Origin of the sequence: Modestobacter sp. VKM Ac-2982, assembly GCF_026967935.1 — a bacterium.
GTDB lineage: Bacteria > Actinomycetota > Actinomycetes > Mycobacteriales > Geodermatophilaceae > Modestobacter.
This window is the reverse complement of sequence record NZ_JAPVBL010000001.1, coordinates 792,006-805,210: the sequence shown is the minus strand read 5'-3', so window position 1 is coordinate 805,210 and position 13,205 is coordinate 792,006. Positions and strand designations below refer to the sequence as shown.

Annotated in this window: 12 protein-coding genes; 7 read left to right on the top strand and 5 right to left on the bottom strand. The window is 76.0% G+C overall.

Annotation, left to right across the window (positions count from 1 at the left end):
- Positions 1-19: 19 nt before the first annotated feature.
- The 3 genes from O2W20_RS04045 to O2W20_RS04035 form a co-directional block, all read right to left on the bottom strand.
- On the bottom strand, positions 20-382 hold the full coding sequence (locus tag O2W20_RS04045; protein WP_373286324.1) for an NADH-quinone oxidoreductase subunit A: 363 nt from the start codon (positions 380-382) through the stop codon (positions 20-22).
- Positions 383-944: 562 nt separating this feature from the next.
- Positions 945-1,289, bottom strand: a complete 345-nt coding sequence (locus O2W20_RS04040; RefSeq protein WP_269170467.1) for a hypothetical protein — start codon at positions 1,287-1,289, stop codon at positions 945-947.
- 12 nt (positions 1,290-1,301) lie between these two features.
- On the bottom strand, positions 1,302-2,018 hold the full coding sequence (locus O2W20_RS04035) for a demethylmenaquinone methyltransferase (RefSeq protein ID WP_269170466.1): 717 nt from the start codon (positions 2,016-2,018) through the stop codon (positions 1,302-1,304).
- Positions 2,019-2,056: 38 nt separating this feature from the next.
- On the opposite strand from O2W20_RS04035, the gene O2W20_RS04030 reads away from it, so the two are divergent.
- Together O2W20_RS04030 and O2W20_RS04025 are read left to right on the top strand one after the other, a co-directional pair.
- Complete coding sequence (locus tag O2W20_RS04030; RefSeq protein ID WP_269170465.1) at positions 2,057-3,331, top strand: isochorismate synthase; 1,275 nt, start codon at positions 2,057-2,059, stop codon at positions 3,329-3,331.
- Positions 3,332-3,445: 114 nt separating this feature from the next.
- The gene (locus O2W20_RS04025) at positions 3,446-6,160 is read left to right on the top strand and encodes a putative bifunctional diguanylate cyclase/phosphodiesterase (protein WP_269170464.1); all 2,715 of its coding nucleotides are present in this window, start codon (positions 3,446-3,448) and stop codon (positions 6,158-6,160) included.
- Positions 6,161-6,182: 22 nt separating this feature from the next.
- Here the strand turns inward: O2W20_RS04025 and menD are convergent, their stop codons facing one another.
- Together menD and O2W20_RS04015 are read right to left on the bottom strand one after the other, a co-directional pair.
- Positions 6,183-7,931 (bottom strand): 2-succinyl-5-enolpyruvyl-6-hydroxy-3-cyclohexene-1-carboxylic-acid synthase, encoded by a 1,749-nt coding sequence (gene menD, locus O2W20_RS04020; protein ID WP_269170463.1) that lies wholly within the window; start codon positions 7,929-7,931, stop codon positions 6,183-6,185.
- Entirely contained in the window at positions 7,928-8,890 is a 963-nt protein-coding gene (locus O2W20_RS04015; protein ID WP_269170462.1) for an o-succinylbenzoate synthase, read from the bottom strand. The genes menD and O2W20_RS04015 overlap by 4 nt, the downstream gene beginning before the upstream one ends.
- 135 nt (positions 8,891-9,025) lie before the next feature.
- Between O2W20_RS04015 and O2W20_RS04010 the strand changes: the two genes are divergently transcribed.
- From O2W20_RS04010 to O2W20_RS03990, 5 genes are all read left to right on the top strand, one after another.
- The gene (locus O2W20_RS04010) at positions 9,026-9,727 is read left to right on the top strand and encodes a CDP-alcohol phosphatidyltransferase family protein (protein WP_269170461.1); all 702 of its coding nucleotides are present in this window, start codon (positions 9,026-9,028) and stop codon (positions 9,725-9,727) included.
- Positions 9,720-10,277, top strand: coding sequence for a hypothetical protein (locus O2W20_RS04005; RefSeq protein ID WP_269170460.1), 558 nt, complete (start codon positions 9,720-9,722; stop codon positions 10,275-10,277). The genes O2W20_RS04010 and O2W20_RS04005 overlap by 8 nt, the downstream gene beginning before the upstream one ends.
- Positions 10,278-10,304: 27 nt before the next feature.
- Positions 10,305-11,465: an o-succinylbenzoate--CoA ligase gene (gene menE, locus O2W20_RS04000; RefSeq protein WP_269170459.1), complete on the top strand. Its 1,161-nt coding sequence runs from the start codon at positions 10,305-10,307 to the stop codon at positions 11,463-11,465.
- A complete protein-coding gene (locus tag O2W20_RS03995) occupies positions 11,465-12,334 on the top strand; it encodes a 1,4-dihydroxy-2-naphthoate polyprenyltransferase (RefSeq protein WP_269170458.1) in 870 nt (289 codons plus the stop codon). The genes menE and O2W20_RS03995 overlap by 1 nt, the downstream gene beginning before the upstream one ends.
- 193 nt (positions 12,335-12,527) lie before the next feature.
- Positions 12,528-13,145 (top strand): hypothetical protein, encoded by a 618-nt coding sequence (locus tag O2W20_RS03990; RefSeq protein ID WP_269170457.1) that lies wholly within the window; start codon positions 12,528-12,530, stop codon positions 13,143-13,145.
- Positions 13,146-13,205: the final 60 nt, after the last annotated feature.

Sequence of the window (13,205 nt, the reverse complement as noted above, 5' to 3'; positions counted from 1 at the left end):
TCGGTCGGTCCCGTGTCGGTCAGTCCCATTCGAGCCCCCCGCGGCGCCACTCGTAGACGAAGGCGATGAAGACGGTGCCGATGAAGACCGCCATCGCGCCGAGGCCCCACAGGCCCAGCGCGTCGTTGGCGACCGCCCACGGGTAGAGGAAGACGATCTCGATGTCGAAGACGATGAAGAGCATCGCGGTGAGGAAGTACTTGACCGGGATCCGTCCGCCGGTGAGCGGCTGGTCGACCGGTTCGATCCCGCACTCGTAGGCCTGCACCTTCGCGCTGTTGTAGCGGCGCGGGCCGATGAACGGAGCGGCGGTGACCGAGAAGAGCGCGAAGCCTGCGGCGAGCACGAAGAGCCCGACCAGGGGCACGTAGTTCGACAGCATCAGCAGCTCCCGAGGCAGGTGTTCCGCGGGACGGTGGGGGGCGTGCACGACCTCGGGCGGACCACTGCGACGACCTCCGCTCACATCCGACGACCGGGCGACCCCTTGTGAACTGCTTCACCCTGTGCTTGTGAACTGGTTCACAAGGTCGAGTGGTCGAAGCCTATGCCGAAGGGGTGGCGGAACACCAGGACCCCCGGTGACCGCGTTCACACCAGGGGTCCCGACAGGCGCGAGAGCGCAGGTCAGCGGCTCACAGCGGTCCGGGAGCCGGTGCCGGCGGCGGCGCGGTGGGATCGGTCGGGTCAGGGCCCGGGACGGGCGCCGGGGACGGCGGGGTGATCGGGTCGGTCGGCGACGGGGACGGCGACGGCGGCTGGGGCTCAGGGGTGGGCGGGATCGTCATGCCCGGAGCCTGCTCCTCACGGTCCGGCCGGGAAACCCGTCTCGATGACCACTCGGCGCTCCCCGAGTGTGGAGCTGTGCACGTCTGCGCCAGCCGCCAGGCGTCGACAGCTCGACACTCGACGCCCCGGTTCGACGCCGGGCCGGGGCGCAGCGCTCAGCGGCGCGGCCGGATGGCGAGGTCCGGCCGCCTGCTGACCCAGGAGACCACCGCGGCGACCAGCAGTAGGAGGGCGGGCACCAGGAGGTACAGCCCGCCCGCCAGCAACGTGACCCACCCCCGGGCGACCGACATCGCCCCCACCGCCGCGACGGTCGCGGGGCCCCGCATCGTCACGCTGGCGCGTTCGGCCCACAGGGCGAGAGCCGCGCCGACCGCGGGCAGCCCGAACACGACGAACACACCCCAACCGGCGACTTCCCACGCCCAGACGCCGAGGCCGAGGACGCCCAGGAGCGAGACGACGATCAGCACCTGGGCACTGGGAGAGGAATGGGCCATGCGCAGCCGTCCCTAGACCCGGGTGCCGCGGTGCAGGGCGACGACGCCGCCGGTCAGGTCGCGCCACGCGACGTCGGCCCAGCCGGCGCCCTGCAGCCACCGGGCGAGCTCGGACTGCGCCGGCCACGCCCGGATCGACTCGGCCAGGTAGACGTAGGCCTCCGGGTTGCTGCTCACCGCCCGGGCGATCGCCGGCAGGGCCCGCATCAGGTACTCGGTGTAGACGGTGCGGAACGGGGAGAACGTGGGGCTGGAGAACTCGCAGACCACCAGCGTGCCGCCGGGCCTGGTCACCCGGGTGAACTCACGCAGCGCGGCCTGCGGGTCGGCGACGTTGCGCAGGCCGAAGGAGATGACGACGCCGTCGACGCTCTCGTCGGCCAGCGGCAACGCCATCGCGTCCCCGGCGACCTTCGGCACCGGCCGGGACGCCCCGGCGCGGAGCATGCCCTGGGAGAAGTCGCAGGCGATCGCGCGCACGCCCCCGGCGGCGAGCTCGACGGTGGAGACCCCCGTCCCGGCCGCGACGTCGAGCACGGTGGCGCCCGGCTGCGCACCCAGCGCCTCGCGGGTGGCCCGGCGCCAGCCGGCGTCCAGCCCGGCGGAGAGCACCGTGTTGGTCAGGTCGTACCGGCCGGCGACCCGGTCGAACATCGCCGCGACCTCCGCCGGCCGCTTGTCCAGCCCGGCTCGCGCCCCTGTTGCCCCAGCCCGTTCCCCGGTCGCCACGACGGCGACGCTACCTGCGCGCCTCCTACTCTGGAGCGGTGACCACGGCAGCCGCACGCACCGCGACCAGCGCGGCAGCGGTCACCACCACCCCGCTGGGCACCCGGCGCACACCGCTGCTGACCCTCCTCCCCCGCGACGGTGCGCTGGCCTGGGTGCGCCGCGGCGAGGGCATGGTCGGCTGGGGCGAGGCCGACCGGCTGGAGGTCTCCGGCCCCGGCGCGCTCACCGAGGCCGCCGACTGGTGGGCCCAGCGCTGCGCGGACACCGAGGTCCACGACCCGGTCGGCGTCCCCGGCTCCGGGCCGGTCCTGTTCGCCTCCGTGGCCTTCGACCCGGCGGTGGGGACGTCGGTGTTCGTCGTCCCCGAGGTCGTCGTGGGCCGCCGCGACGGGTGCACCTGGGTGACCGTCACCGGCGACGCGGACGACGAGCAGCTCACGGTCGTCGAGACCTCGACGCAGCACGCGGCCACCTCGATCGGCCGGCTCGCCTACGCCGACGGCGCCCTGGACGCGATGGCCTGGTGTGGCGCCGTCGCCGCTGCGGTCGCCCGGATCGACGCCGGCGAGCTGGACAAGGTGGTGCTGGCCCGTGACCTGCTGGTCACCGCTGACCGTCCGCTGGACCCCCGCCGCCTGCTGCTGCGCCTGGCCGAGCGGTTCCCGGACACCTGGACCTTCGCCGTCGACGGCCTGCTGGGCGCCACCCCCGAGCTGCTGCTGCGCCGGACCGGCCGGGAGCTGGACGCCCGCGTGCTGGCCGGCACCGCCCCGCGGGGCGCCGGCGCGGAGGACGACCGGCTGGCGGCGGGCCTGCAGAGCTCGGTGAAGGACCACGCCGAACACGCCTACGCGGTCGACTCACTCGCCGACGCACTGCGGCCGTTCGTCGACGACCTCGTCGTGCCCGAGCAGCCCATCGTGCTGACCCTGCCCAACGTCCGGCACCTGGCCAGCGACGTCCGCGGTCGCCAGCGCGACGACGACGCGACCGGGCTGCTGGAGCTGGTGGGCGCCGTGCACCCCACCGCCGCGGTCTGCGGCAGCCCGACCGACACCGCCGCCCGGGTGATCGCCGAGCTCGAGGGGATGGACCGTGGCCGCTACGCCGGGCCGGTCGGCTGGCTGGACGCCCGCGGCGACGGTGAGTTCGGGCTCGCCCTGCGCTGCGCGGAGCTGACCGGGGCCGACGGCGGACGTCAGGCCCGGCTGTTCGCCGGCTGCGGCATCGTCGCCGACTCCGACCCGATCGCCGAGCTGGCCGAGACCCAGGCGAAGCTGGCCGCCTTCCAGGCCGCCCTCGAGGACTGAGGCCTCCCCCGGAGGGACGAGCGCACCCGGCAAGGTGGTCCCCTGGGGTCAAGACGACCCGCCTGCGGCCCGACAGTGTCCAGAACGGGACACCGGCAAGGGGGACGACAGGGCATGGACAGCAGGGTGGCGAACGACGGCGGCCGCACGGCCGCCGCCGTGTGGCTGTCGCTGGCCGCTGCCCTCGTCGTCCTGGTGGGCCTCACCGGCGGGTCCACCTCGGCCTCGGTCGTCTACCTGGTCGTGACCGTCGGCGCCGCGGTCGCCGCCTGGCTGGGTGTCCGGCGGTGCCGCCCGGGGCCGGCGGCCCGGTGGGTGGCGGTCGCCGTCTCGCTCAACGCCGTCGGCGACGTGCTGTGGCAGCTGCAGGCGTGGCTGGCCGACGCCCCGCCGGACGTCTCGCTCGCCGATGCCGCCTACCTGGGCTCCTACTGCGCCCTCGGGGCCGCCCTGCTCGTCTACGCCGGGGACGGCGACAGCCACCCCGGAGCCCGCTTCCACGCCCTGCTCGACGGCGCGGCGGTGCTGGTCATCGCCCTGCTGGTGGTCTGGCAGAGCTCGGTGCACTCGACGCTGACCGACGACAGCCTGCCGCTGGGCACCCGGGCCATCTGGGCGGCCTACCCGCTGCTGGACGCGGTCGTCCTCGGCCTGGTGGTGCGCGGCATGGTCGTGCAGTCGCGGGTGGGGGTGCCGGCACTGCTGCTCGGACTCGGCTCCACCGCCTGGCTCGCCTCCGACCTGGCCTGGCTGCTGCTCGCCGCCCCGGACACGGTCAGCGGCTGGCTGGACGCCGGCTGGCTGATCGGTGCGGTCGCGCTCGCCACGCTGCCCTGGACGGACCGCTCCGACCTCCCAGCCGGCCCCACGGTGACGCCCGCCACGGCCGGGACCGGACGCTGGCGGATGACCCTGGCCTTCCTGCCGCTGCTGGTGCCCGGCGCCTTCGAGCTCCGGGCCTGGCTGGCCGGGGAGGACATCGACCCGCTGCCCGGCCTGCTGGCCACCTCCACGCTGACCGTGCTGATGATCGTGCGCGCCCAGCGGCTGCTCACCGACCAGAGCCGCGCCCGGGCCGAGGTCCACTCCCTGGCCCGGCGGTACGAGGCGCTGGCGGTGACCTCCTCCGACGCAGTGGCCGTCGTCGACCGCGACGGGCGGCTGACCTCGGACTCCCGGTCGCTGGCCGAGCTGCTCGGGCGCCGCGGTTGCACCGGGCGCTCGCTGCCCCAGCTGCTCAGCGGCATCGGCGTCGACCCCGACGACGTCCTGACGGCCCTCGACCGGGCCCGGCTCGCACCGGGTGAACCGGTCGAGCTGGAGCTCTGCGGCACCCACCCCACCGGCGGCACGGTGTGGCTGGGCGGGCGCGCCGTCGACCTGCGGCACGACCCGGACGTCGGCGGCATCGCCGTCAGCCTCTACGACATCACCCCGCGCAAGCTCGCCGAGCAGGAACTGGCGCACCAGGCCTTCCACGACGGGCTGACCGGGCTGGCCAACCGGTCGCTCTTCCTCGACCACACCGAGCAGGCGCTGCGCCGGGCCGGCCGCACCGGCAGCCCGCCGATCGTGCTGTGCCTGGACCTGGACGGCTTCAAGGACGTCAACGACAGCCTCGGCCACCTGGCCGGCGACGACCTGCTGCGCACGGTGGCCGCCCGGCTGCAGGGGGTCGTCCGGGCGGCGGACACCGTGGCCCGGCTGGGCGGCGACGAGTTCGCCGTCCTCATCGACGACACCCGGGATGGCCTGCCGGTCGCCGCCGCGCTGGCCGAGCGGCTGCTGCAGGCCCTCGACGAGCCGGTGCTGCTGCACGGCCACCGGGTGACCGTGGCCGCCAGCATCGGGATCGTCGCCGCCGAGCCCGACGCGACCCCACTGTCGCTGTTCCGGGACGCCGACATCGCGATGTACCGGGCCAAGGCCGCCGGCCGTGCCCAGTGGGTGGTGTTCGACCCGGGCATGCGCACCGCGGCGCTGGAACGGATCGAGCTCGAGCGGGAGCTGGGCGGGGCCCTGGCCGCCGGCCAGCTGCGGCTGGTCTACCAGCCGGTCGTCGACCTGCAGACCGAGCGGGTGGTCGGCTTCGAGGCGCTGCTCCGCTGGCAGCACCCCACCCTCGGCACGATCGGGCCGGACCGGTTCGTCCCGATCGCGGAGGACTCCGGGCACATCCTGTCGATCGGCCGCTGGGTGCTGGCCGAGGCCACCGCCACCGCCGCCCGCTGGCAGCGCGCCCACCCCCGGCCGGCGCCGCTGTCCATGGCGGTCAACGTCTCCGCGCGGCAGCTGGTCGGCGGCACGCTGGTCGAGCACGTCGCCGAGGCGCTGACCTCCAGCGGCATCACGCCGTCGTCCCTGGTCCTGGAGGTCACCGAGACCGCGCTGGTCACCGACCCGGACGCCGTCGCCGAGCGGCTCTGCGAGCTGCGCGCCCTCGGTACCCGGCTGGCCCTGGACGACTTCGGCACCGGCTACTCGTCCCTGAGCTACCTGCGCCAGTTCGACGTCGACGTGCTCAAGATCGACCGCTCGTTCGTGAGCCTGCTCGACGGCTCGGCCGACGACGCGGCGATCGTGCACGGGCTGATCCAGCTGGGCCGCACGCTGCGGCTGGAGGTCGTCGCCGAGGGCGTGGAGACCGAGGCCCAGCGCGACCGGTTGCGGGCCGAGCGCTGCGACCTGGCCCAGGGCTGGTTGTTCGCCAAGCCGCTGGAGGCCGAGGAGGCGGAGCTGTTGCTGCTCGGCCAGGCCTCCGCCGCACCGGCGCTCCCCCGACCGCGGCCGGCGACCACCGCCGGCGACCTGCCCGTCGCCCAGGCCTGAGCCGGCCGGGCTCACCGTCCAGCTAGCCGAGCGCGGTGACCGCGGCTGCGCGCAGCCGGGTGGCCAGGGCCGCCTCGGCCGCGGCGTCGGTGCGGACGACGACCACCCGCGGCCCGCCCGCACCGAGCGCGGCCACCAGCTGGGCGGGGTCGCTGACCGCGGTCGCGGCCCAGCCGAGCGAGCGCGCCACCGCTACCAGGTCCCGGCCGTGCGGGGTGCCGAACACCCGCCGGTAGCTGGCGGCGTACTGCGGCTGCCCGGGCTCCAGTTGGGCGAAGATGCCACCCCCGTCGTTGTCCGGGACGACGACGGTCAGGTCCGGCCGGGGCTCCCCCGCCCCGGGCAGCAGCCCGGTCAGGTCGTGCAGGAACGTCAGGTCGCCCATCAGCGCGAACGCCGGCCCGCCGCCGGCACCCTGGTGCGCGAGCGCGGCCCCCACCGCGGTGGAGATCGTGCCGTCGATGCCGGCGACCCCGCGGTTGGCCAGCACGGTCAGCCCCGGTCGCGGGACGGCGACCCGGTCGACGTCGCGCACCGGCGTCGAGGAACCGAGCACCAGCAGCGCACCGGCCGGCAACGCCGCCACCAGGTCCCGGGCGAGCCGGGCCGCGGTCAGCCCGCCCGTGGGGGCGTCCAGCTCGGCGTCGACCGCCGCCCCGACCTGCCGGGCGGCCTGCGTCCACTGGCCCGCCCACTCCCCGCCGGCCCGCGAGCCGGGGTCGCGCAGCGCCAGGGCCGGGTCGAGCTGGGCGCTGCCGACAACGGCGCTGCCCCGGCCCGGGTCGGCCCAGCGCGGCGTGGGCCCGTAGGTCTCCACGGTGACCGCCGGGTCGCCCAGCAGCGCGTTGACCGGCCGGGACAGCGTGGGCCGTCCGACGACGACCACCCGGTCGGGCCGGTGCGCGGCCAGCCAGTCCGCGGCCCCCAGCAGCAGCGCCGACCCGCGCAGCGCCCCGCTCGCCCCCCAGGCCCCGCTGCTCGGCTCGGCCAGCACCGGCCAGCCCCGCTGGTCGGCGACGACGGCGGCGGCCCGTCCGATCGCGGACGGCGCGTCCCCGGCGACCAGCAGGGTGCGGCCGCCCTCGGCCGGTGCGCCGCCGGTCAGCGTCGCGGTCCGCACCCCGTCCCCGGCCGACACCGTCCACGGCGCACCGTCGGGGCGCCCGGCCAGGTCACCCGAGGGCAGCGCCGGCGGCTGGCCGGTGCCGCTGTCGTCGGGCATGAGCGGCTCGCGCAGCGCGAGGTTCAGGTGCACGGGGCCGGGGTCGCCGGACAGCTCGCCCCGGGCCACGAGCAGCGCCTTGGCGACGAGCGACCGCCAGTACCGGTTCTGCGCCACGTCCCGCCCCGGTTCGGGCACCCCGACGTCCAGGGCCCAGCGCACCGCGCCGCCGTAGAGGCCGACCTGGTCGATCGTCTGGTTCGCACCCGTGGCGCGCAGCTCCGGCGGGCGGTCCGCGGTCAGCGCCAGCAGCGGGACACCGCTCTCGTGCGCCTCCAGCACCGCTGCGTGCAGGTGCGCGGTCGCCGTCCCCGAGGTGGTGAGCACCGGCACCGGCCGCCCGCTGGCCTTGGCCAGCCCGAGCGCGAGGAAGGCCGCCGTCCGCTCGTCGATCCGCACGTGCAGCCGCAGCCGGCCCGCGGTCTCGGCGTCGGCCAGCGCGAGCGCCACCGGTGCGGAACGGGAGCCGGGGGCGAGCACCGCGTCGGTGACCCCGCCGCGGACGAGCTCGTCGACGAGCACCCGGGCGAAGGCGGTGGCCGGGTTCACGGTGCCGTCACCGCGGCCAGCCGGTCGCGCCAGCGCTGCTCGACCGCCGGGTCGGCCGCGGTCTCGGCCAGCCGGTCGGGCTCCGGACGGCGCACCGGCAGCGCCCCGTCGACCGGCAGCAGCGGCTCACAGGTGACGTCGTCGGTGAAGAGCGCGACGGTGGCCAGCCCGCACGCGAAGGGCAGCTCCGGCAGCGCGGCGGCCAGGGCGACCCCGGCGGCGATCCCGACCGAGCTCTCCAGTGCCGAGGAGACGACGCACGGCAGCCCGTGCGCCTCGGCGACCGCCAGGGCCGCCCGCACCCCGCCCAGCGGCTGCACCTTCAGCACCACCACGTCGGCCGCCTCGCGCAGGTCGACCGCCCGCGGGTCTGCGGCGCGGCGGACGACCTCGTCGGCGGCGACCCGGACGTCGACCCGCCGGCGCACGGCGGCCAGCTCGGCGATGGTGGCGCAGGGCTGCTCGGCGTACTCCAGGCGGACCCGGTCCAGCTCGCGCAGCCGGGCCACCGCGGTGTCGACGTCCCAGGCGGCGTTGGCGTCCACCCGGATCGCCCCGGCCGGCCCGAGCGCGTCGCGCACGGCCTCCACCCGGGCCACGTCGTCGGCGGCGGACTGGCCGGGCTCGGCGACCTTCACCTTGGCGGTGGCGCACCCCGACGCGGTCACGATGGCGTGCGCCCGCTCCGGCCCCACCGCCGGCACCGTGACGTTGACCGGCACGCTGTCCCGCACCGGCTCGGGCCAGCCGAGGACGGCGGCCTCGTGCGCCGCGGCCCACCAGCGGCGGCTCTCGGCGACGTCGTAGTCCCAGAACGGGGAGAACTCCCCCCAGCCGGCCGGACCCCGCACGAGCACCCCGTCGCGGACGTCGATGCCGCGGAACCGGGTGCGCAGCGGCACCGACCAGACGTGCACCTCCAGCGCCGTCGCTGCGGCGTCGGGAGGGGCGGTGACCACGGCCGACAGCGTAGGCGGGGCGTCGGGACACCCGGGCGCGGTCCTGGTGCGCGGGCCAACCGCCCCCTAGCGTGCAGTCGCAGCGCCGCCCTGCCGACCGGAGAGCCGGCGCACCCGAGACCCGGAGGTCCCCTCGTGGCCCACTCGACGGCTGCACGGACCGTCCCCGCCGACCGCAGCCCCCGCGGCCCCGGGCTGCCGGTGCGGTGCGGCGTGCGCGGCTGCGCCTGCGAGGACCCCCGCCAGCTGCTCAACGCCGCGAACCTGGTCACCGTGGTCCGCACGCTGACCTCACTGGCGATGGTGACCACCGCCGCCGTCCAGGAGTCCTGGCCGTGGCTGCTCGCCGCCTACCTCACCTACTGGATCGGCGACTCCGCCGACGGCAACGTCGCCCGCTGGCGGGACCAGGAGACCCGCTTCGGCGCGGTGTTCGACGTGGTCTGCGACCGGGTCAACTGCATCAGCTGCGCCCTCGTGCTGCTGATGTTCATCGACGCACCCTGGCCGGTGGCGGTCTTCCTCTTCCAGTTCGTCGTGGTCGACCTGCCGCTGACCCTGCTGCCGATGCGCTGGCCGGTGCTCTCCCCGAACTACTTCTTCCTCGTCGACCGGCTGGCCTGGACGCTGAACTGGCACGTGGTCGCCAAGGTCACCAACACGACCCTGCTGGTGCTGCTGCTGGTGCTCGTGCCCGACCAGCGGGTGGCCCTGGCCGCCGCCTCGGTGGTGCTGGTGATCAAGGTCTGGTCGCTGGGCCGGGTGCTGCGGCTGCCCCGGCCGACCGACCTCGTGCACGTCGCGCAGCCGACCTCGGGCGCCGCCGCCCGTGCTTGACGCCGGCACCATCGGGCTGATCGCGCTCGGCCTGGTGGTCGGCGCGGTCTCGGCCGTCACGCCGTTCCTGCCGGTCGAGGCCTACGTGATCGGCCTGGCGGTGACCCACTCCCCCACCGTGGCCGTCGCCGGGGCGGTGGCCGCAGCGGTCGGCCAGACCGTGGGCAAGGTGCTGCTCTTCTCCGCGGCCCGGGGTGCGACCAGCTCCCGCTGGCTGGACCGGCTGCGCGAGCGCGGGGCGGCGGAGGCGGCCGCCATCGCCGCCGCCGAGGCCGCTGGGGAGCCACCCCCGGGCGGGCCGGTGAAGCGGGCGCTCCGGCCGGTGGGGCGCTGGCTGAGCCGGGTCAACGCCCGGGGCGTCGCGCTGCTGTCCGGCCGCTGGGGGCCGGGGGTGGTGCTGCTCAGCGGTTCGGTGGGCATCCCGCCCCTGCTGGCGATCGCCTTCTACGCCGGGACGTCGAAGATGAGCCTGCGGGCCTTCGTGGTCACCTGCCTGGTCGGCCGCGCGATCCGGTTCGTCGTCCTGGCGCTGGTGCCCGACCTGTTCTGAGCGCGGGCCGCCGTAGCCTGACTCCTCGTGCACCGCCAGCTGACCCTCGTGGCCGCGCCGCCGCCCGAGGCGGCCGCGGCGGTGCTCGACACCGTCTGGCCGGCGTTGCGGTCCAGCCTGGACGGCGACCGGCCGCTGGCCGTGCTGCCCGCCGGCACCGGGCCGGCCGACGCCGCCCGTGCCGCGCTCCGCCCCGACGAGCCGCTGGAGCCCGGGACCGACCTCGTGGTCGTCACCTCCGGGTCGACCGGCGCGGGCAAGGGCGTGCTCCTCTCCGCGACGGCGCTGCGTGCCTCGGCGGCCGCCACCGCCGACCGGCTCGGCGGCCCCGGCAGCTGGCTGCTGGCGCTGCCGACCTCGGCCATCGGCGGGCTGCAGGTGCTCGTCCGCACCGCGCTGGCCGGCCGGGAGCCCGTCGTCCTCAGCCGGGGCGAGTCGCTCACGGCAGCCGCGGCCCGGCTGCCGGCCGGTGACCGCCGCTACGTCGCCCTGGTGCCCACCCAGCTGCGCCGGTACCTGGCCGAGGAGCCGGCCGCCCTGGCCTCCTTCGACGGCGTGCTGATCGGCGGCGCCGCCACCGACCCCGCCCTGCTCGCCGCAGCCCGCGCCGCCGGCGTGCAGGTGCGCACCGCCTACGGGATGAGCGAGACGGCCAGCGGCTGCGTCTACGACGGGGTGCCCCTGGCCGGGGTCTCCGTGCGGGTCACCGACGGGATCGAGCTCGCCGGCCCGGTGCTGGCGTCGGGCTACCGACTGGACCCGGCCGGCACGGCGGACGCCTTCCGCGACGGCTGGTTCCGCACCCGCGACGCCGGCTCGCTGGACGACGCCGGCCGGCTCACCGTGCACGGCCGACTGGACGACGTCGTGATCAGCGGCGGGGTCAACGTCGCCCCCCAGGGGGTCGAGGCGGCGCTGCGCGAGCACCCCTCGGTCACCGACGCCGTCGTCACCGGGCTGCCGGACCCGGAGTGGGGGCAGCGGGTGGTCGCCGTCGTCGTCGCCGCGCCCGGCACCACCCCCGACCTGGCCGAGCTGCGCCCCTGGGTCGCCGCCCGGCTGGGCGCGGCAGCCGCCCCCCGCGAGCTGAGGGTCGTCGACGCCGTGCCCACCCTGCACACCGGCAAGCCCGACCGCCGGGCCGTCGCCCGCACGCTGATCACCCGCACGCCGAGAGGAACCGACTGATGGCGACCCCCGCCCAGTGGCTGGCGGGCGCCCGCCCCCGCACCCTGCCCGCCGCCCTCGCCCCGGTGCTCGTCGGCTCCGGCGCCGCGGCCGCGCTCGACGGGTTCCGGCTGGTGCCGGCGCTGCTGGCGCTCGTCGTCGCGCTCGCCCTGCAGGTGGCGGTCAACTACGCCAACGACTACTCCGACGGCAAGCGCGGCACCGACGCCGACCGGGTCGGCCCGATGCGCCTGGTCGGCTCCGGCGCAGCCACCCCCCGCCAGGTGCTGACCGCCGCGATGGCGTCCTTCGCGGTCGCAGCGGTGGCCGGCCTCGCGCTCGCGGCGGTGTCCAGCTGGTGGCTGGTCGCCGTCGGCGCGGTGAGCATCCTCGCTGCCTGGACCTACACCGGCGGGCCGATCCCCTACGGCTACCGGGCGCTGGGCGAGGTCTTCGTCTTCGTCTTCTTCGGCCTGGTCGCCGTGGTGGGGACGACGTTCGCCCAGACCGAGTCGCTGGACGGCCTGGCGTTCGCCGCCGCGGTGCCGATCGGGCTGCTCTCGGTCGCGCTGCTGGTGGTCAACAACCTGCGCGACGTGCACGGGGACGCCGCCGTCGGCAAGCGGACGCTGGCGGTGCTGCTCGGCGAGGCCCGCACCCGGGTGTTCTACGCCGGGCTGCTGGTCGGCGCCTTCCTCGTCATCGCCGGCATCGGCGTCGTCCGGCCGTGGGCGCTGCTGGGCCTGCTGGCCGCCCCGCTGGCGGTTCCGCCGGTGCGCCTGGTGCTGGGCGGTGGCCGGGGGCCGGCGCTGATCGGCGCGCTGAAGGCCACCGGGCAGCTCACCCTGGTCACCGGCGTCCTGCTCGGCCTCGGCCTCGCCCTCAGCTAGTGCCGCGCCCGCCGCCGTCCGCCCTGGAGGCGGCAGCTGGGACATCAAGTGGGCCGCTCGCGCGGCACCGATCGACTGCAGACGACGCTGTGGAGGGCGGGTCATGGACCGGGACCAGGTCACGGTGAGCTGTGCAGATCTGCAGGCAGGCGCCAGGCCGAGCGGCGACGTCAGGGTCGAGGGCACGGGGACCGTGCGCGGTGCCGACCTGTCGAACTGGGCAGTGTCGTGGCTGACGATCGCCGATGCCACGAGCGCACTGAACGAGGTCCTGCCGCGACCGCTGAAGCGGGGGCAGGTCGGTCGTGAGATCCCGCTCTTCGTCGAGTGCGACTTCAGCGGCCTGAGCTGTCCCGCGTTCGATCCGGGGATCGCCCGGTTCGTGAGGTGCCGGTTCGAGGACGTCGACGTCAAGCTCGACCTCGGCACCGTTCACGCACACTTCGAGGACTGCGTCTTCTCGGGACGGTGGGAGGGCAACTTCGATGCCCGCCCGCTGACCAGCGATCCGGCCAAGCGGGCGGTGGTCCGGGGCAACGACTTCACCGGCTGCCGGGATATCGGTCTGCAGGGTGGGGTCGACCGCACCGCGAACACGTTCGACCCCTCGATGCACCTCGTGCTGTGGCGCGGCGACCCGAACTGGTCCCGGGTCCGCGAGATCGCCGAGGAGGACGTCCACCTGCGGAACGTCATCGGATCGATCGAGGGCCACGGCCCTTTCGACCGCGGACAGGACTGGGACGTGCTCAACCGCGGACTGGTCGCGGACGAGCTCTGGCTGCGGCTCCGTCGAGCCATCGGCTCCTGAGCAGGCAGGCCGACTCAGGTGCCCGCTGGTGAGCCGCGCACCAGAGAGCGATCGACGACC

Bases quoted from the DNA above. Each gene is read 5' to 3' on its own strand.
- O2W20_RS04045 (WP_373286324.1), bottom strand. From the start codon at position 382: ATGCTGTCGAACTACGTGCCCCTGGTCGGGCTCTTCGTGCTCGCCGCA.
- O2W20_RS03995 (WP_269170458.1), top strand. From the start codon at position 11,465: ATGGCGACCCCCGCCCAGTGGCTGGCGGGCGCCCGCCCCCGCACCCTG.
- O2W20_RS04025 (WP_269170464.1), top strand. From the start codon at position 3,446: ATGGACAGCAGGGTGGCGAACGACGGCGGCCGCACGGCCGCCGCCGTG.
- O2W20_RS04040 (WP_269170467.1), bottom strand. From the start codon at position 1,289: ATGGCCCATTCCTCTCCCAGTGCCCAGGTGCTGATCGTCGTCTCGCTC.